The organism is Vibrio sp. 661 (assembly GCF_033339315.1).
In the GTDB taxonomy this organism is placed as follows: Bacteria; Pseudomonadota; Gammaproteobacteria; order Enterobacterales; family Vibrionaceae; genus Vibrio; species Vibrio alginolyticus.
This window is the reverse complement of the sequence record NZ_JAWOUJ010000002.1, coordinates 228677-247036: the sequence shown is the minus strand read 5'-3', so window position 1 is coordinate 247036 and position 18360 is coordinate 228677. Positions and strand designations below refer to the sequence as shown.

The 18360-nt window shown below is 47.8% G+C and carries 15 protein-coding genes; 9 read left to right on the top strand and 6 right to left on the bottom strand.

The genetic code is table 11. The features are described 5' to 3' along the window. Positions 1-47 precede the first annotated feature (47 nt). Positions 48-2927, bottom strand: a complete 2880-nt coding sequence (locus R7P69_RS05395) for an amylo-alpha-1,6-glucosidase (RefSeq protein ID WP_238952754.1) — start codon at positions 2925-2927, stop codon at positions 48-50. Between the two features lie 220 nt (positions 2928-3147). Between R7P69_RS05395 and R7P69_RS05390 the strand changes: the two genes are divergently transcribed. Beyond that, a complete protein-coding gene (locus R7P69_RS05390) occupies positions 3148-4059 on the top strand; it encodes a LysR family transcriptional regulator (protein ID WP_238952755.1) in 912 nt (303 codons plus the stop codon). On the opposite strand, the gene R7P69_RS05385 is transcribed toward R7P69_RS05390, so the two are convergent. Next, positions 4012-4947, bottom strand: a complete 936-nt coding sequence (locus R7P69_RS05385) for a LysR family transcriptional regulator (RefSeq protein WP_140309257.1) — start codon at positions 4945-4947, stop codon at positions 4012-4014. The two genes, R7P69_RS05390 and R7P69_RS05385, sit on opposite strands and share 48 nt — an antisense overlap. Before the next feature lie 198 nt (positions 4948-5145). Between R7P69_RS05385 and grxB the strand changes: the two genes are divergently transcribed. Continuing rightward, entirely contained in the window at positions 5146-5775 is a 630-nt protein-coding gene (gene grxB / locus R7P69_RS05380; RefSeq protein ID WP_158155774.1) for a glutaredoxin 2, read from the top strand. Between the two features lie 10 nt (positions 5776-5785). Continuing rightward, positions 5786-6910 (top strand): alkene reductase, encoded by a 1125-nt coding sequence (locus R7P69_RS05375; protein WP_158155772.1) that lies wholly within the window; start codon positions 5786-5788, stop codon positions 6908-6910. 82 nt (positions 6911-6992) lie between these two features. Here R7P69_RS05375 and R7P69_RS05370 read toward each other — a convergent pair whose 3' ends face one another. The 3 genes from R7P69_RS05370 to R7P69_RS05360 are packed head-to-tail and all read right to left on the bottom strand — an operon-like array spanning position 6993 to position 9370. Then, complete coding sequence (locus R7P69_RS05370) at positions 6993-8051, bottom strand: zinc-binding dehydrogenase (protein WP_053304587.1); 1059 nt, start codon at positions 8049-8051, stop codon at positions 6993-6995. A 4-nt stretch (positions 8052-8055) separates the two neighbouring features. Then, on the bottom strand, positions 8056-8568 hold the full coding sequence (locus R7P69_RS05365; RefSeq protein ID WP_053304588.1) for a 2,4'-dihydroxyacetophenone dioxygenase family protein: 513 nt from the start codon (positions 8566-8568) through the stop codon (positions 8056-8058). A 40-nt stretch (positions 8569-8608) separates the two neighbouring features. Then, positions 8609-9370: an SDR family NAD(P)-dependent oxidoreductase gene (locus R7P69_RS05360; RefSeq protein ID WP_104980454.1), complete on the bottom strand. Its 762-nt coding sequence runs from the start codon at positions 9368-9370 to the stop codon at positions 8609-8611. Between the two features lie 131 nt (positions 9371-9501). On the opposite strand from R7P69_RS05360, the gene R7P69_RS05355 reads away from it, so the two are divergent. Continuing rightward, positions 9502-10524 carry a helix-turn-helix domain-containing protein gene (locus R7P69_RS05355; protein WP_318121452.1) on the top strand — a complete coding sequence of 341 codons (1023 nt, stop codon included), beginning with the start codon at positions 9502-9504 and terminating at the stop codon, positions 10522-10524. Between the two features lie 20 nt (positions 10525-10544). Here the strand turns inward: R7P69_RS05355 and R7P69_RS05350 are convergent, their stop codons facing one another. Then, positions 10545-11978 (bottom strand): PLP-dependent aminotransferase family protein, encoded by a 1434-nt coding sequence (locus R7P69_RS05350; RefSeq protein ID WP_238952756.1) that lies wholly within the window; start codon positions 11976-11978, stop codon positions 10545-10547. 264 nt (positions 11979-12242) lie between these two features. On the opposite strand from R7P69_RS05350, the gene doeA reads away from it, so the two are divergent. The 5 genes from doeA (at position 12243) to R7P69_RS05325 (ending at position 18217) form a co-directional block, all read left to right on the top strand. Next, the gene (gene doeA / locus R7P69_RS05345) at positions 12243-13430 is read left to right on the top strand and encodes an ectoine hydrolase DoeA (protein WP_005373780.1); all 1188 of its coding nucleotides are present in this window, start codon (positions 12243-12245) and stop codon (positions 13428-13430) included. A gap of 54 nt (positions 13431-13484) precedes the next feature. Further along, complete coding sequence (gene doeB, locus R7P69_RS05340) at positions 13485-14492, top strand: N(2)-acetyl-L-2,4-diaminobutanoate deacetylase DoeB (RefSeq protein ID WP_005373782.1); 1008 nt, start codon at positions 13485-13487, stop codon at positions 14490-14492. Between the two features lie 124 nt (positions 14493-14616). Continuing rightward, the gene (locus R7P69_RS05335) at positions 14617-15096 is read left to right on the top strand and encodes an Lrp/AsnC family transcriptional regulator (protein WP_053349313.1); all 480 of its coding nucleotides are present in this window, start codon (positions 14617-14619) and stop codon (positions 15094-15096) included. Between the two features lie 155 nt (positions 15097-15251). Further along, positions 15252-16772: an NAD-dependent succinate-semialdehyde dehydrogenase gene (locus tag R7P69_RS05330; RefSeq protein ID WP_318121448.1), complete on the top strand. Its 1521-nt coding sequence runs from the start codon at positions 15252-15254 to the stop codon at positions 16770-16772. A 41-nt stretch (positions 16773-16813) separates the two neighbouring features. Then, positions 16814-18217, top strand: coding sequence for an aspartate aminotransferase family protein (locus tag R7P69_RS05325; RefSeq protein WP_053304591.1), 1404 nt, complete (start codon positions 16814-16816; stop codon positions 18215-18217). The last annotated feature ends 143 nt before the right edge of the window (positions 18218-18360 follow it).

Here is an 18360-nt window from a genome sequence, read left to right as displayed (position 1 = left end):
TTTTTCTTAGAACACAGTTTTTTATAACACAGCTTTGTTAAAACAGCCTACATTAAAGGTGTGATTCGAATATCTGCGATTTGCGCTTCGTTCTTTTCACCCTCAATACCACCAGCGTAGATGTAGGTTTCATTCGATGTGAGGTAACTCATATTGAAGTGGTCCTTCAGCGCGATCTGATAGGTTTTCCCCTGCTCCAACGCTACTTCAATTGGCGTCGAGTAACGCATACCTTGGTTTTCACCAATATGGCCCATCTGCAAGTAACCTTGGCCAACCACTTTACCTGCATCATCCAATACCTCTAACAATTTCACGGTGTTCGTGATACCAGTATTAAGTTGCCCTAGGTTATTGTTGTACCAAGCATCGAACTGGTAAGTGCCCGTTACAGGAGCTGTAAACGACTCTGCACCTTTTACGACGCCGCTGTCTTTGCTCACCGTAACCACTGAGACATTGTCTTTGAGTGGCTGATATTCGCCATCAAGTTTGATGCGGATCTCTTCACCGACACAAACTGGCTGGCTTGGGTTAGAACGGAAGCCTTTATCGTTAATGCTTTCAGCCAAATAACAAGCAAAACCTGTTGGCGTATCGGAATAAGATTGAGCAATCACGTTCTTTTGAATCAGCTCGCCATTGCGATACAAGTTCACGTTGTACTTGCTCGTCACGTCAATCGAAACCGAATTATCAACGCTTTTTACCACCAATGTTGGCTCTTGCGGAGAATAAACGCGACTGTCTTCACTCACATACGGTTTCACACCAGAAACCAAAGTAATGCTGCTATCTACATTCACAAGCGCACCCAGTGTCACGTGGAAATGCCCCTCTTCGTCCATCGTGACATTTTCAACTGGGTAGTAGCCCGTTTCATCTTTGCTTACTTCAGGCAAATCAATGGTTACCGAGTAGTTCTTTCCTTTGAAGGCAAAGTTTTCCAACTTGATTTGTTCAGACTGAGCCAACAAGTTATTGCGCACCCAACTTGTGATAAATGGCTTCACTTCCAACTTACCCGTTTCGGTATGGATGCCGAATAGGGTCTCTACCACCATGTTCAAGTAGCCACCCACAGACCAAAGCTGACGCTGAGAGTTAATCACTGGGCCATCCAAGCTCGGATCTTCGCCATGATCACTATGGATGATGAATGACTTACCAGAAAGCCACTCTAAGTTTTCCATGTTGGATAAATTGGTTGCCGTACCACGAACCAACGATTGAATGGCATTGTTCGCTGCTGCCACGTTTTGTGTTTGATGCGCGGCACGCAAGCTGTACGCGGTAACAAATGGCCAAATTGCGCGGTTATGGTACACAGGCACGTCTGGTTGTTGAGGGAAATAAACCGGCACGCCAAACTCACTGTGTGGGTAATTGGCCATGATTTGTTTCGCCTGCGCATCACTTGCCACACCACTGATGATCGCAAGTGCTTCGCCCAACATGTCGTATTTGTCGACCGCGATGTCTTTGCCATTATCAAACAAATAGCTTACGTACATACCGCGTTCGGCATTCCAAAACTGCTCGTTGATAGCGTTTTTTAACTGAGCAGCCCATTCAGTGTATTTGACCGCGTTGGTTGAGTCGTACTTCTCTGCCAACTTAGCCGCGAGCTGAATCGCGCGGTAGTGAACCACGTTTGTCGATAACGCTTTGCTGCTACCAATCGCATTGACATCGTTTGGCGTCCACGTTGAATACGTTTCCTCACGCCAATCAAGGAATGATTGCTCACCAGTGTATAAACCAGATTTCGCATCAAAAGCCGCCAGGCGATCGGCTTCAAGTGTATTACTGATCGCTTTGTAAGCGCGCTCGGCAAACTGGTTGTACTCTTCTCCATCCAATGCCGAAAGTAAGCGTTCTGCACCAAGCGCCCAAGTCGTGCGGTCGGTACTAATTGGCCAGCTACCGCCCGTGCCCGTATCTTGCACAATCTGCTCGCCATCGTATTGCTGATCGGTCGTATCGCGGAAAGCGGACAATTTGAAATTCAAACCATTTTGCACGCGAGTTGGATTCATCAATGCAAGCGAAAGGTCTGCTGCGTACGCCAAATCACGCGTCCATACGTAATGCCACTTCGCGCCCGTCTCAAAAACTTCCGCTTTGATTGGGTTGTTGTAGTTGTAATTGCCGTCTTTGATTTCAGAAACGGCAAGCTGGTCTAGCTCTTTCATCGTCAATGCAAACAACGCGTCAAACGCGACATCACCCGACACCACTCGCGGCCCTGTTTGCTCATTAATCACTAAGCCTTGGTCGAGCGCATCACGCAATTCTGTCGTCGTTGAAATACCAAATTCACGCAGCTCCGCTTTAGGATCTTTCACCGAGAAAATCACGGTATCACTCGAGTCATCGTAATTGGCGAACAGTTTCACTTCTTTGCTCTGATGCCCTTCATGCACCATTGCAGGGTCGAGAATCGCATCAGAGTAGTATTTTTCCGCTTCTTCTTGTGTTGCTTTCGTCACAGTCATTGACGCGCGACTTTCATCGGCAAAGCTCACAGAAAACTTGTAATACCCTTTGTCTTCAAACGTGATCTCAGAGTTGCAATCATCGTTCATACACGCTTCATTCGTGTCCGGTTTTGGCAGGTACTCTTGAGCTTTATCGAACGCCGCGGGCTCCTCAAAATAGGTGTATTGGATCTGCCAACCCGGATCAGCAATCTTGAACTGATTGCTACCTCGAGCGACGCGCAGTACGGTTTCGTACTCGTTATTACCCAAATAGTTTAGCTTGGCATGCTCTGCCGTGCCCCAATCCCCATTTAAACCACGTAAATATAAGTCGGCTGAAATAATTGGTTTGTCGACCGGCACAGGCGCATCAGAGGAATCTGACCCACATCCAGCAAGACCAATACAAGACGCGACAGCAAGCGCAATAAAACTCGGTTTCATGTTCATCCCTTAGATTGTTGTTTTGGCGACAGTCTAAAGAACACCCTTTTGATGGGAAAATAGGAAGTCAGGAGCGAGCTATAGATAACATCTATACGTCAAACCCCAACAGTGATGTAGATCTATGAAATGCGCATAATTTCAATCAAATGAGATTACAGATTTGTGATTTATAAATGAAATTGTGCAAAATACCCCTCGTTCTTAGAGGGGAAAGAAAATGGACAAATCTCTGCAGCAATTTTTACTGGTTGCACGCTGCCAAAGCATCAGTGCTGCGGCAAGAATGGCAGGGTTAAGCCAGCCAACGGTAACAAGCAATTTAAAGAAGCTGGAAGAGAATCTCGGCGTGACGCTGTTTGAACGTCATCCTAATGGCATGGTGTTGACCGAATACGGACGCATCCTCTATCGCCATAGCAACGCGATGCAGCATGAATACAACCAAATGATGCAAAGCATTGATGAACGAAAACAGTATCAAGTCGGAAAAATTAAAATAGGTACTGGCGATGCGTGGTGGCCGCTGTTCGTCAAACAAGCACTCAATGACCATCTGACCAAGCAGCCTTCGGCATCTACGCACGTCGAATTTGGCAACCACTTAGGCTTGATGGATTCATTAATCAACGAACAGATTGAATTCTTCATCGGCCACGAGATTGTCGGATTGTCGTCTAAATGCGATGTTACGTTTATTCCGCTATTTCAAACGGTTGATGCCTATTTTGTTTCCCCAAACCACCCACTTCTAGAGAAAACCGTCACCGAAGATATGCTGCACGAATACCCCGCTCTTTCGGTCACTTATGACGCTAAGAAATTCGCTCACGTCATCGATAACCCAATCCCGAAGCAAAATGAACGCGAAAGGCAGCAACTGGATGACAGACCGACTTACGAAGTGGATTCTCTGCTCGCCAGTATTGATGTACTGAAAGAAAGCGTCGCGGTGATGTCTTATACCCGCCACCTCAAACCGTATTTGGAATCCTTTGGCTTACGATGCTTAACCATGGAAAACGAACCAAACCCTGGCACCGTCGGGATTTATCGCCACCGCCGCGAAACCTCTGAATCGCATCTAGATCTGATTGCTGGTATCACTCAGCGCGCTAAATTGCTCAACTAGAAAGTCCAAAAACAGGCGAACTCTTTTCGGTTGATATTGACGGCTTTGATAAATGACATGCAGATCCGCTTCAGCGCCTTGCGAAAAGGCGCTGAAGTTTTTCATATACCCATCCAAAACCGTTACTAAACGTTGTTGTTTTAGGTCTTGCTGAATATCTAAAATCGATTTCAACGCAATCCCCGCACCGTCCAACGCCCATTGTCGAATCACTTCACCATCATCAGAAAATCGCTTTGGCGTGACCGTGATCGTTTGGTGAGACTCTTCATCTTTAAAGTGCCACGTTTTTAATTCTTCATTGCTGCGCACCATGGCTAAGCAGCGATGAACCGCGAGATCTTGTGGGCAGTTTGGGACACCTTGCTTCGACAAATAATCCGGTGACGCACACAGCACACGTTGACTCGACGCCAGCTTGCGCGAAATGAGATTACTGTCCGCTAACTCACCGTAACGAATCACCAAATCGAGCCCCGATTCAGCCAAGTTCGATAAATTGTCATTAAGATAAAGATAAGGCGTCACATCCGGATATTGCTCAGAAAAAGCCGACACCATCGGCGAAATAATTTGTTTGCCAATATCTCGTGGAGCTGAAATTTTCAACGTTCCGCGCACTTCCGAAATACCAGTTTGAAGTAAGTTTTCCGTCTCTTTCACGCTATCAATGATGTTCAGACAAGCTTGATGGTACATTGCCCCTGCGTCCGTGAGTGATACGTGGCGTGTGCTTCGGTTGAGCAGCTTTACACCATAGCGTTCTTCTATCGCTTGCAGCCTTGCCGTTACCGTCGCCGGAGACAAACCTAGCTCCCTTCCCGCCGCTGCCAGACCTTGATGTTTAACGATGCTGACAAACAACGTCATATCCGAAAACTTATCCATCTTCGCGCCCTTATTGTTTAGAAAAACTGAATAATCAATTCAGATATTACCCAATTATCAAATTAAGTCGAATCCATATACTGGCCCTATCGACATTGTTTAGAACCAGAACGTTATGTGACAGGGCAAAGTTAAACGCCGTAACGCTGTACAACGCACAACAACACGCCCTGCCCAGCCAGAGATAGGAAACAAAACATGAAACTGTACATTTATGAACATTGCCCCTTTAGCGCCCGCGTCCGTTTTGTTGCAGGCATGCTGAATATTCAGCTCGACGTCATCAACATTGCTTATGACGACGAGAGCACCACCACAAACCTTATCGGCGCAAAACAAGTTCCTCTTTTGATCAAAGACGATGGTGAAGCCATGGCGGAAAGCTTAGACATCATCAACTACTTCCTTGAATTGGCATCTTCCAGCGAAAACAGCCAACCCTCAGCACCGGTTTTAGACTGGCAAAAACAAGCGTTTTTACCGCTACAAAAAGTCGGGTATCCGCGTTGGTCAAACATGACGTTACCGGAATTTGCAACAGAAACCGCTAAACAAGCATGGCGTGCAAAAAAAGAAACCGAAGCGTTAAATTTTGAAGCCTTGATTAACGATACACCAGCGATTGCGAAAGAAGTCGCCGCTTTGATAGAACAAACTAAACCCTTGCTCAACCTAAGTTCAGAAAAGCAAACGTCACTGGTTGATCAAGCCATTATGTTTTCCATTCTACGCGGTTTTTTCAGTGCGCCCGAAGTGCAATGGGATCCAGCCGTACTTCACTGGATGACAACCGCTCGGAAAGCGACCAACGTGCCAGTACTTATCTAAGGAGCGCAACATGAAACAAAGAACAAATAAGCTGTTTGAACCAGCTCAACTGAAAGCGTTGTCACTACAAAACCGTATTGTCATGGCACCAATGACTCGCGCACGCACCACTCAGCCGGGCAACATCCCGAATGAGATGATGGCAACGTATTATCAACAGCGCGCTTCTGCCGGGCTGATCATTTCCGAAGCCACACAAATTTCAGACGATTCTCAAGGCTATTCGTTCACCCCTGGCGTTTACACCGATGCGCAAGTGGCGGGCTGGCAGGGTGTGACCCAAGCGGTCAAATCACAAGGCGCAGCGATGTTTTGTCAGCTATGGCATGTGGGCAGAGTGTCTCACCCAACATTCCAAAATGGTGAACAGCCTATCGCGCCATCTGCGCTCGCTCCGGTAGAGACGCAAGTTTGGATTGCAGATGAACAAGGCAACGGCAATATGGTCGATTGTGTTGAGCCACGCGCCATGACACAAGCGGATATCAACCGAGTTGTCGGTGATTTCGCGAACGCAGCCAAACGCGCTATTGAATCGGGTTTTGATGGTGTAGAAATCCACGGCGGGAATGGGTATCTGATCGATCAGTTCTTAAGAACCAACTCAAACCATCGAACAGACAACTACGGCGGTTCACGAGAAAATCGTATCCGTTTTCTTATCGAAGTGGTGGATGCAGTTATCGCCGCTGTTGGTGCGCATCGAGTTGGAGTGAGATTGGCACCATTCATTACGTTTAAAGATATGGACTGCCCAGATATCGTGCCAACGATCCTAGAGGCATCAAAACAGCTACAGGAGCGCGACATTGCCTACTTGCACTTGTCCGAGGCCGATTGGGCCGATGCACCAACGATTCCTGAGACGTTTCGAGTCGAACTTAGAAAGCGCTTTCGCAACGCTATTATTGTTGCCGGTCGCTACGATCCTCAACGAGCAAACGAAGTATTAGAGAAAGGCTACGCGGATCTTGTCGCATTCGGACGGCCATTCGTAGCAAACCCAGACTTAGTCTCTCGCTTGCAACATCACCATCCGTTGGCAGAACTCGATGGCTCAACGTTGTTTGGCGGAAACGAACGAGGCTACACCGATTACCCTGCTCTGCAACAGGAATGCGCAGAACAGGCCTAACAAAAAAGCCCCAACCTAGCAGCTACGGTTGGGGCTGTCACCAAACTAAAATTGGTTTTAGCTAGCTTAATCTGGCTAAGAGTTAAATCACTTCTAACGCGCCGCAGCGCCAAGGTTCGATAACGACTTTGATGTGGTCATTTGGCGTCATTAACTGTCTAAACGCATCTTCCACACCATCGATCCCTACTTTGGCAGTGAGCATTTTCTGCCAAGGCAACTTATGTTCGGCAATCGCTTGTAGGCATTGCTCAAACTCGTGCGGTTGGTAGTAGTAAGAGAATCTCAAGTCGAGCTCTTTTACCGTTGCGTACGCGTAGTTAATGATTGCGGGTGTCGTATGGATACCCGAGATGACGATTCGCGCTCGGGCAGGGGCGCGGCGCATAAAATCGTCAATCAAGGTATGCTTGCCCACACATTCATAAATGACCAGACGTGAGTTCATCGCGTACTGCTCACCAACGGCGATCTCGTCTTCCTTGGTCGGGTTGATCAATCGATTTGCGCCAAACTCGCTGGCAAGTTGCAGCTTTTCTTCCTGAAGATCGACCGCAAGAATATTGCTGACGCCACGTTGTTTCAGTGCAGCAATCACAGCCAGCCCTATAGGACCGCAACCGACAACCAGCGCTGTTTCTTCCGTCTCGATTTCACTGCGATTGACCGCGTGCAAACCGACCGCCAGTGGTTCAGTCAGTGCCGCCGCCTCAGATGGCATTCCGTCTGGCACAGGTAGCAATAACGCTTCATCAAGCAGGAAGTACTCAGAGTAAGCGCCATAAGTACCCGGAGTAACACCAACGCCCGCGCCATTTTGGCTGAGCAACATCGGCACTGAGGTGACTCGGCTACCAACGGACAACGTTTGCTGCGTATCGGCACCGTATTCGATAATTTCCGCACAGAACTCATGCCCCAACATCACTTGAGCGTGCTCACCGGCTTCATCAGGCATCAACCCGAGCTGGTGGAATACATCAAATACCTCATCCGCGTGTCGAGTAATGTGAAGGTCGGAGCCACAAATGCCACAAGCTAGACTACGAACCAACACTTGTCCCGCTGCAGGTTTGGGGATTTCGACTTGCTTCAGGCGGACACTACCATCCTGCATTATGATACTGTTCATCTGTTGCATGGGGTTACTCCGCTAGCTCATCGCTTAGGCCAGCAATCGCACCCGGTTTGATGTAGCGCGCAGTGAAGCCTTGTGCTTTCGCTGTTGCAATAACAACTTGCTCAATCCAACCTGCATCCATGATGTTGATGAAGTTACCCTCGTCGTCAAAGTTAATGTTCGCACCTTGGATCACCATAAAGCCATCTGCACCACCCGACTCTTCTGGACAGTGAAAGGTATGAATCGAACCACCTGGCTCATACAAATAACTACCAGCGGTTTGGACTTGGTTTGGGTATTCAATGTAGTGCCAAGCGCCACTCAGTGTATAGAAATGCACCACACCAGTGTGGAAGTGCTTAGGTAAAGTCACGCCCGGTTTGAACTTGGCGCGTATCACCCAAGTTCCGTTTTCTGGATCAAGAAACAGGGGATAAACATCCACACCCGGTAATGCGTCTTTGATGATCGACTCTTCATTGGTATTAAGAGTTAATAAGAAATCTTGGTGCTGAATAACTTCTGGTAATGACATAACTTACATCCTCGCTGTTGCTGTAATGTGGCGTACTCGCCTATCCCATAAGTGGGTACTTAAAATTCTCGAAACCGTCAGATGCGCTGATGGTACAACCGTTGATACAGTTGGCTTTCTCGCTGACCAGAAACGCCACCACATCAGCAATCTCTTCTGGTTGTGTGAAGTTTTGACGCATCTGTTCTTTGCGGATGTGGTCCCACAGGCCAATCTCTTCGTATTGCCTTAACATCGGAGTATCAACGCGTCCCGGAGCGACAGCGCAAACACGAATACCCAATGGTGCGAGTTCTAATGCGGCGCATTTGGTCATCATATCGACTGCGGCTTTACTGACGTTGTAGGTAAAGGTCATCTCAGACGCCATTCGTGCGTAAACAGAAGAAGTATTGAGGATCACGCCCGGCGTGCCTTGCGCTTGGAATTGTCGCCCAGCGGCGAGAATTCCGTAGTAGACACCATTTTGGTTGACCTTTGAGATCGGCTCAAAATCAGCAATTGGGTCGTGGTCAAGCAGAGGTTTCGGTGCACCGATGCCCGCGTTGTTGACCATGATGTCAAGTGAGCCAAATAGTTCGACCGCGTACTTCACCATGGCTTCGACTTGTTGGTAATCGGTGACGTCCGCAACAAAGGTTTCCAACTGCTTAGGGCCAAAACTTGCGTACATTTGCAGTGATTGCTCTGAAATATCGACAGCAAGCACTTTGGCTCCTTGCTCTCTTAGCTTTGCAATAATAGCTTGCCCAATTCCACCCGCAGCGCCAGTCACGATGGCCGTTTTATTGATAAGTTCCATACACCTTCTCATTCATGCGTTTTTGTTATCAAAATGTAACCTAGATCAACTCACTGACACTCACTTGACCTTTTGCGAAGTAAATTTGATACATTGCGACTTACAACCTGTTAACATTTAAAAATCGAGACATGTATATCGTACGAAGTGGCGCTGCCGATAAATTTGATAGCTTGGTTTCCGAACTGGGGCAGAATCCGGTTGAGATTATGGCTGCCGTCGGGCTGTCTGCGGCGCAGTTTCGCAATCCCGATACGTATCTCGCCTACCCTAGGCTGGCTGAATTGCTGGAGGAAGCGGCTGCTCGTTGTCAGCAACCGTTGTTTGGTGCGTTACTCGCTGAGCGTCAAAACCTACAGAGCTTGGGGGACTTACCAATGCTGGTTTCTCGCGCGGAAACGGTTGGTGATGCCTTGGCGCGGGTGAATGATTTTCTCTATCTACATTCGTCAGGGGTAACTCTCAACATGACGCCACAAGATGATTGGGTACGGTTGTCGCTCAATATTGATGTGCACAGCGAACGAGGTATCGCGCAGTTGATGCAGCTCATTGTGTCGCATCTGGCGATGTTTGTTGCGAGCTTACTTGATATTGAAGCAAGTCACTTCGCGCTACATTTGACTCAACACGCAACATTGGAAGTAGAAAAAAGCAAGTTTGCCCAGCAGAACAAACTGCGTTTCGGTGATAAGTTTGACGGTATCCTACTTAAAGCGACTCTGCTTAACGCTAAGAACCACCAAGATGAAGACGCACTAGAGCGCCATTTTCAACAGCACCTCAAAGAGCTGCAAACCCGTTACCCCAACAATCTCAGTGACCAAGCAGCAAACATGATTGGCCGTCTGCTCTCAACCGGAGAATGCAGCGTTGAGCGCGTTGCAAGAGCATTGGATCTGCATCCGAGAATGCTGCAAAACAAGCTGAAACAACAGGGCACAAATTATCGGCAGCTTTTACAACAAGTGCGTCAGGATTTCGCCGAACAGCGATTGCATGAGAATATTCAGAGTATTACCGATATCGCGTTGCAACTGGGCTATGCAGAAACTGCGGTCTTCAGCCGCCACTTTCGTCGCTGGACGGGAAAATCGCCAAGGCAATGGCGACAAGAAAAAACTCAGTTACAAACGTTTAAGCCCATCAGATAAAAGCATAAATAACCTATCGCTCAAACTAAAAAGTGTGAGGTGGGAGGGTTGGTATCGAGAATTTCAGCAATCACAGATAACCCGTGTTTGATGTAGCCTCGGTTTGTTTCTGCTCCCAAACTGATTCGCACGTAAGGCATTGGCTGATTAGTATCGAGAACAAACGGTTTGTATCCCGTGATCTGCACCCCTGAACGCTTAGCCGAAGCAACCAGGTCATCGCTATTCCACTGCTCGGGTAGTCTCAACCAAATATGCTGTCCATTCGGGTGCGAGCTATAAACATGCCCTTCTAAAGCGGCTTTTGCTATTCGCTGTCGCTTAGCAAACTCATTGACTTGAAAGCGAATAAGTCGATTTAACGTACCGTTTTCGATCCACAAATGAGCGACTTCAAATGGTAATGGAGTCGCAGACCAACTCGTAGCCGCTAAACGACCAATCGCGTGCTGCAGAAAATGACGTGGGACCGTCAGATAGCCAGTGCGCATGCCTGGCGCTACAACTTTGGTTAAACTGGTGACATAGAAAGCTTGTTCGGGTAACAATGTGGCAAGGGGTGGGACACGGTTAGGTTCTAGTGCTCCATACACGTCATCTTCAATGACATAGATGTCGTATTGCTGCGCAATATTCGCTATCGCCTCTCGGCGTGCAACATCCATATGCGCACTAGTCGGGTTAGCCATGCTCGGTGTGCAACACAATACCTTGATTGGTTTGTGTTTACATGCCCATTCAAATGCATCCGGCGTTATACCAAACTCATCCATTTCAAGTGGTTGCAACTTAAATCCAAGCATTCTCGAGCGAGAGATCAAGCCATGATCAACCAAGTGACCACAAGCAACTAAATCACCGTGTTCAACAACTGTGCTTAAAGCCAACGTTAAACCATGGCATGCACCATTTGTGAGTAATATTTGATCGGCACCCACATCCAGCCCTTGGCTACTTAGAAATCGTATTCCTGACTCAATATGATGAGGCTGACCTGTTACCGGCTTTGCTTTACTGATCAAACCACGATTGTTTGTTTGCCCAGCAATCTCCATTAACGCCTGATTAAAAAGCGTAATGTGGCGATCGGTCACCACTGGATGTGCAATCGACATATCAATTTCATCCGGCGTTTCTTTCATCTCTTGTGTCAGCATGAACTCCGTGTCCGTACTTTCATCCACAAAACCTGATTTGACAAAAGTACCATTCCCAACCCAAGACTCGATCGCCCCTTTTTTCTCTGCATAACCATATGCATGGCTCACCGTTTGTACGCTGACGCCAATTTGCTCTGCAAACTCACGATGTGTGGGTAATCGAGTTCCCGGTTTTAGATAACCACTGCGGACACATTCGACAAGATAGTTACCAATGGAGATGTATTTAGCGGTGCCTGGCCGAATGATCGGGTTCAAAGAAATTGTCATGACACAATATTTTAATTGATTCATTTTTAATGCTCATTGTAACTTCCATTTAACAAATGGCGAACTTTAACTCACAAAACGAGGTGAAATGCACAAAAATAAACCACAATTGTAATGATTGACATGAAATGTATGGGTTAAACAAACATGTTAAACAGCATCGTTCAATCCAAATACAACCCCAGAGGTAAATTGCAATCATTTTTAACGCAGATCTGGCTAGCTGGTAGAAATACCTCAGCGTCTCCGAAGGCCCATAAGGCGTCGGATTTCTAACAAGGAGAAAATATGAGAGGCGTTGCTTTGCATTTTACACTGGATGAGTTCCAGGATCGGTTAACGAAAGTTCGGCAATCGATGGAAGAAAGAGAATTGGATGTCCTTATCATTCATGACCCTTCTAACATGGCGTGGCTGACAGGCTATGATGGGTGGTCTTTTTACGTGCCACAATGTGTCGTTGTTGGTCCATCTGATGAGCCAGTTTGGTTTGGACGCTGCCAAGATGCCAACGGAGCATACAGGACTGCGTATATGTCGGCAGAAAACATCACCTACTATCCAGACCATTATGTAATGAATCCGCCGCTACACCCGATGGATTTCCTGGTCGAAGCCGTACTGGCTCCGCGCCTTTGGGATCGTGGTCGCATCGGTGTAGAAAAAGATAACTATTACTTTAGCGCCACCGCTTACGAATCACTCACTACGCACCTACCGAATGCTCAACTTCTCGATGCAACTGGACTAGTCAACTGGTGCCGCGCCGTTAAATCCGATCAAGAACTGGCATACATGTACCGTGCCGCTCGCATTGTTGAAAATATGCACCGCGTCGCGTTCGACATGATTGAACCAGGATTACCGAAACACCACCTTGTTGCCGAGATTAACCGCCAAGCCGTGCTCGGGCATGAAGACCACTTTGGCGATTACACCGCGATTGTGCCGCTTTTGCCATCAGGTTCTGATGCTTCCGCACCTCACCTGACTTGGGATGACAGACCCTTCAAGAAAGGCGAAGGGACGTTTTTTGAAATCGCTGGGGCGCACCGCCGTTACCACTGCCCACTCTCACGCACTATTTTTCTTGGCGAGCCTGACGACAAGTTCAAACGAGCCGACGAAGCCCTGACTCTAGGACTTGAAGCGGGCTTGAAAGTGGCAAAGCCCGGAAATACCTGCGCCGACATCGCCAATGCACTAAACCAGGTTCTCGATAAAGCGGGATTCTCACGCGAAGGTGCCCGTTGTGGCTACCCAATAGGTTTGAGCTACCCACCAGATTGGGGGGAACGAACCATGAGTTTGCGAGACACCGATAAAACCATCTTGAGAGAAGGCATGACATTCCATTTTATGCCGGGGCTGTGGTTCAAAGATTGGGGGTTAGAAACAACGGAAAGTATCGTCATTACCCATGATGGAGCAAAAACTCTGTGTGACTTTCCACGCCACTTATTTGTTAAACACTAATTTTTCAAACCTCAGGCTCTGTTGAGCTAGGTCTGAGAACTAAAAGGACTTGATATGCAAAAAAGCTCGATCACAGCCACCATAGACTTTGACCGAGAAGGTGTACAGCACGGCTTTTTAACGCTGCCCTATTCACATGACGACTCCGCCTGGGGCAGTATTATGATACCTATCACCGTGATCAAAAATGGTCACGGACCAACCGCACTGCTTACTGGCGGTAATCACGGAGACGAATACGAAGGCATCACCAGCCTGCTAAAATTGACGAACTCGCTTCAGGCAGATCAAATCCAAGGTCGTGTCATTATTGTACCCATGATGAACTTACCTGCGGTACAAAATGCCTCACGTACGTCGTTTATCGATAAAGGGAATTTAAATCGCAGCTTTCCCGGCAACCCCATAGGCACAGTGACCGAGAAAATTGCGGATTATTTTACTCGTTACCTAGTTCCTAAGTGCGATTTTGCGTTAGACATTCACTCAGGTGGTAAAACGTTAGATATCGTGCCGTTCGCCGCTGCCCATCGTCTCGACAATCTCGATCAAGAAGAAGCCTGCATATTAGGTGCAAAACTGTTTGGCGCACCTTACACCATGATCTTGCTCGAAATGGACGCCACCAGCCTGTATGACACTGCCGTGGAGTCTCAGGGAAAAATCTTTGTTACCACCGAACTAAGAGGAGGCGGAACCAGCACTCCAGAAACCATCGCTTATTCCGACCGTGGCATTCGCAACTTCTTGCGCTTCTCAGGCAACTTGCCCGGTGACTACGAACAACCAACCCAACCAACTAAATTATTAGATATGCCTGATGCAAGTTGTTATGTGCAAAGCCAACACCACGGCATCACAGAATACTTATTTGATCTTGGCGATACCGTCAAAAAGGGCGATGTATTAGTGAGAATCTTCTCGACCGAGCGCACAGGTACCGCCCCCGTTGAGTACAAGTCACAGCGCAATGGTATTTTCGCGGCACGTCGTTTTCCTGCTATGGTGAATATCGGTGACACTATCGCAGTTATAGCCGAAGACTGCGGCGAGATAGGCTGATTGAAAAGCCAACTAAAGAAATCAAAACAAATGGCATACCAGAAGCAAACTGGAAAGCACCTTATAACAGCGACCAGTCATCAGCCTTTCATGAAATGATTAGTATTCAACAGGGAGACTCATAATGCGCCTCGATCGCTACGACGTAAAAATTCTACAAATACTTCATGATAATGGTCGTATCACCAAATCTCACCTTGCCGAGGCCATCAACCTATCCGTGAGCCCTTGCTGGGAGCGTGTCAAAAAACTGGAAGAAGCAGGCATCATTGAAGGTTACGGAGCAAAAGTAAATACCGATATTTTGTTCAAACGAACGTCAGTTATGGTTGAAGTTACGCTCAAAGAACACAACGCCCAAGCGTTCAAACGCTTCGAGCAACTGGTTCAACATTCACAAGAAGTCACTGATTGCTATGCCACGGGCGGTGGTGTCGATTACATCCTTAAAATTCAGTCAGAAGATATCGACCAATATCAGCGGCTTATCGACAACTGGTTAGACTCAGATGTGGGCATTGAGCGCTACTTTACTTACATTGTGACAAAAACAATCAAACGTGATGCGGGCACATTCGAAGTAAACCAAAACGCTTTGTTATAAAAGGGAAAATGCGTATCAGGCGTGAACAGAAAAAACACCATATTTAACGGCACTAAAAAGAAAGTTCTGACGTTTTAAACCTCGGTATCAGAAATTATTTCGGTCACTTCTCCATTACAGTTTCATTATGGACAACGATGCTAGGAGAAGGACTCATGGGAGCACTGCACAGCTTACACGCTGAAGAATTAAAAGCCTCGCACGACATGATGGCGATAATGAAAGACGTACGTTTGGTGAGAGGTTTAGCGTACGTGAATGGCAAATGGGTAAGTGGTGATCAATTTCATCCGGTGGATAATCCAGCAGATGGCACGGTCATCGGTTACATCACTAAGCTATCTCAGCAACAACTCTATCAAGCGATTGATGAAGCCGACCAAGCCTTTCGTCAATGGCGAAAAATGCAAGCAGAAGAGCGCGCTGAATTTCTCATGCGTTGGCACGACCTGATTCTAGAATCAAAGCAAGACCTTGCTCATTTGATGGTGATGGAGCAAGGAAAAACACTAGGTGATGCTGTAGGTGAGATTGACTACGGCGCATCCTTTGTTCGTTGGTTTGCCGAAGAAGCACGCCGCTGTTATGGCGAAACCATCCCAAGTCATATTCCGAATGCGCAGCTATCAACGGTGCGCGAGCCAATTGGTGTCGCAGCACTGATTACGCCATGGAACTTTCCTAATGCCATGATCACACGCAAAGCCGCAGCCGCACTAGCAATAGGCTGTCCGGTGCTCATTAAGCCAGCCAGTGAAACGCCTTTTTCTGCGTTAGCGTTGGCAGAGTTAGCAGATCGAGCTGGCTTTCCACCTGGTGTGTTTAACGTGATCACTGGCGATGCGGTGATGGTGTCACAAACCTTGTGTCACTCCGATAAAGTCAAAGCGCTCTCGTTCACAGGCTCAACTCGAGTAGGCAAACTATTGCTACGCGACGCGGCACAAACCGTGAAGAAGTGCAGTATGGAACTCGGTGGTAACGCCCCTTTCATCGTGCTGCCAGATATGGATGTCGAGCAAGCAGCCAAAGCCGCCGTGGATGCGAAGTTTCAAACCGCAGGACAAGACTGCTTGGCCGCAAACCGTATTTTCGTCCCTGACGATAAGTACGAAGCGTTTTTGGAAGCGTTTGCCAAAGAAATGAGCCACATCGTTTTGGGCAATGGCTTAGACGAAAAAACCACCATGGGACCACTTATTAATCGCACTGCGGTGGATAAAGCGCATGATTTGGTGCGTGACGCGCTCGACAAAGGCGCGCGATTGGTAGCGGGATACAACCAGCCCGTACCAGGCGAAAACTTCTTCGCGCCGACATTGCTAGCCGATGTAACCCCTGAAATGGCGGTGTATCGCGAAGAGAATTTTTGTCCTGTGGCAGGCGTATTGCCTTACCAAGACTTAGATACCGTGATTGAAATGAGCAACGACACTGAGTACGGCTTAGCTGCCTATGTTTATGGTCACGATATTCACCAAATTTGGCACTGCATGCGCGGCTTGGAGTTTGGCATGGTGAGCGTGAACTCCGTCAAAATGACAGGGCACCCTATCCCATTCGGCGGCGTGAAACAGTCTGGTCTTGGACGAGAAGGAAGCCGTCACGGATTTGAAGAATACAGCGAAATCAAATACTGCTGCTTAGGCGCTTTACCAACCGTCAGTGGCAGTTGAGACACGAAATATGGATATCCAATTATTCGAGGAGAAGGATCATGAGTAACAAAACCCAACAACTTTTAGAGATCGATCGTCAGAGAGTATTTCATGCCTCAACCCACCTGAAGCAGTATGCGGCCGGGGAGCTTCCGGGAAGAATTATCTCGAGCGGAAGCGGAATACGCATCACCGATTCAGAAGGCATCGAGCTGATAGACGGCTTTGCCGGGTTGTATTGTGTAAACATTGGCTATGGCAGGACCGAAATGGCCGATGCGATTTATGAGCAAGCCAAAGAACTGGCGTACTACCACACGTACGTCGGTCATACGAACGAAGCGCTCGTGACACTGTCAGATCGCATCATCAAAATGGCGCCTGAAGGCATGAGCAAAGTTTACTACGGCATGTCAGGCAGCGACGCGAACGAAACTCAACTTAAGTTGGTATGGTATTACAACAATGCTCGTGGTCTACCAGAGAAGAAAAAAATCATTTCGCGTGACCGCGGCTACCATGGTTCAAGTATCGCGTCCGGTTCAATGACAGGTTTGCCGCTGTTCCACGCCCATTTTGATTTACCACTTGAGCGTATCAAACACACCATCGCGCCATATTATTATCGCCGTGAAGACGAGAGTATGTCTGAGCTCGAATTCTCTCAATATTGCGCAGATCAACTCGAAGCGATGATCTTGGAAGAAGGCCCAGAAACGGTAGCAGCAATGATTGCAGAACCAGTGCTCGGTACTGGCGGTATTGTGCCACCACCAGCAGGGTACTGGCAGGCGATTCGCAAAGTGCTCGACAAATACGATGTGCTCTTGATTGCGGATGAAGTGGTGTGTGGCTTTGGTCGCCTCGGCTCCGATTTTGGCTCACTCCATTACGACATGAAACCAGATCTCATCACGGTAGCGAAAGGGTTAACCTCAGCGTATCAACCGCTGTCTGGCGTGATCGTCGGTGAACGAGTTTGGAGTGTGCTAGAAAACGGCACCGACCAATGGGGCGCTATCGGACACGGTTATACCTACTCTGGTCACCCAATGGGGGCGGCAGCCGCGAACTGCAACCTCGATATCATTGAACGTGAAGGCTTAGTGCAAAACGCGGCCGAAGTCGGCGCTTACTTGCAGCAACGTATGGCAGAGACGTTTAACGATCATCCATTAGTCGGTGATACTCGTGGCGTTGGCTTGTTGCATGCGTTGGAGTTTTCTTCAGACAAGCTTCGCCGAGCACACTTTGATCCAAACTTGAAAGTAGGCCCGCAAATCGCGGCGGCCTGTTTAGAGCAAGGCTTAATCGCTCGCGCTATGCCACATGGTGACATCCTCGGTTTTGCTCCACCGCTTATCGCGAATCGCAACGATATAGACACCATTGTCGACAAAGCGCATCAAGCGGTAAACAAAGTGATGGATAACCTCGTCACATCTAAACAGTGGCAGCCATAACCCACCTAGATTTCAGTAATGCTCGCGGGCTTTGGAGAAGGCCCGCTTTGCACTTTCCATTAAAGAGATAACAAGCCAACCAAACATTTTAGACCCATAGAAAGCACTATTATTTACTACAAGTGGCAATAGTGGGTAAAATG

Excerpts from the sequence above, each read along its gene's own strand:
- R7P69_RS05395 (WP_238952754.1), bottom strand. The coding sequence starts at position 2,927 with ATGAAACCGAGTTTTATTGCGCTTGCTGTCGCGTCTTGTATTGGTCTT.
- R7P69_RS05390 (WP_238952755.1), top strand. The coding sequence starts at position 3,148 with ATGGACAAATCTCTGCAGCAATTTTTACTGGTTGCACGCTGCCAAAGC.
- R7P69_RS05385 (WP_140309257.1), bottom strand. The coding sequence starts at position 4,947 with ATGGATAAGTTTTCGGATATGACGTTGTTTGTCAGCATCGTTAAACAT.
- grxB (WP_158155774.1), top strand. The coding sequence starts at position 5,146 with ATGAAACTGTACATTTATGAACATTGCCCCTTTAGCGCCCGCGTCCGT.
- R7P69_RS05375 (WP_158155772.1), top strand. The coding sequence starts at position 5,786 with ATGAAACAAAGAACAAATAAGCTGTTTGAACCAGCTCAACTGAAAGCG.
- R7P69_RS05370 (WP_053304587.1), bottom strand. The coding sequence starts at position 8,051 with ATGCAACAGATGAACAGTATCATAATGCAGGATGGTAGTGTCCGCCTG.
- R7P69_RS05365 (WP_053304588.1), bottom strand. The coding sequence starts at position 8,568 with ATGTCATTACCAGAAGTTATTCAGCACCAAGATTTCTTATTAACTCTT.
- R7P69_RS05360 (WP_104980454.1), bottom strand. The coding sequence starts at position 9,370 with ATGGAACTTATCAATAAAACGGCCATCGTGACTGGCGCTGCGGGTGGA.
- R7P69_RS05355 (WP_318121452.1), top strand. The coding sequence starts at position 9,502 with ATGTATATCGTACGAAGTGGCGCTGCCGATAAATTTGATAGCTTGGTT.
- R7P69_RS05350 (WP_238952756.1), bottom strand. The coding sequence starts at position 11,978 with ATGAATCAATTAAAATATTGTGTCATGACAATTTCTTTGAACCCGATC.
- doeA (WP_005373780.1), top strand. The coding sequence starts at position 12,243 with ATGAGAGGCGTTGCTTTGCATTTTACACTGGATGAGTTCCAGGATCGG.
- doeB (WP_005373782.1), top strand. The coding sequence starts at position 13,485 with ATGCAAAAAAGCTCGATCACAGCCACCATAGACTTTGACCGAGAAGGT.
- R7P69_RS05335 (WP_053349313.1), top strand. The coding sequence starts at position 14,617 with ATGCGCCTCGATCGCTACGACGTAAAAATTCTACAAATACTTCATGAT.
- R7P69_RS05330 (WP_318121448.1), top strand. The coding sequence starts at position 15,252 with ATGGGAGCACTGCACAGCTTACACGCTGAAGAATTAAAAGCCTCGCAC.
- R7P69_RS05325 (WP_053304591.1), top strand. The coding sequence starts at position 16,814 with ATGAGTAACAAAACCCAACAACTTTTAGAGATCGATCGTCAGAGAGTA.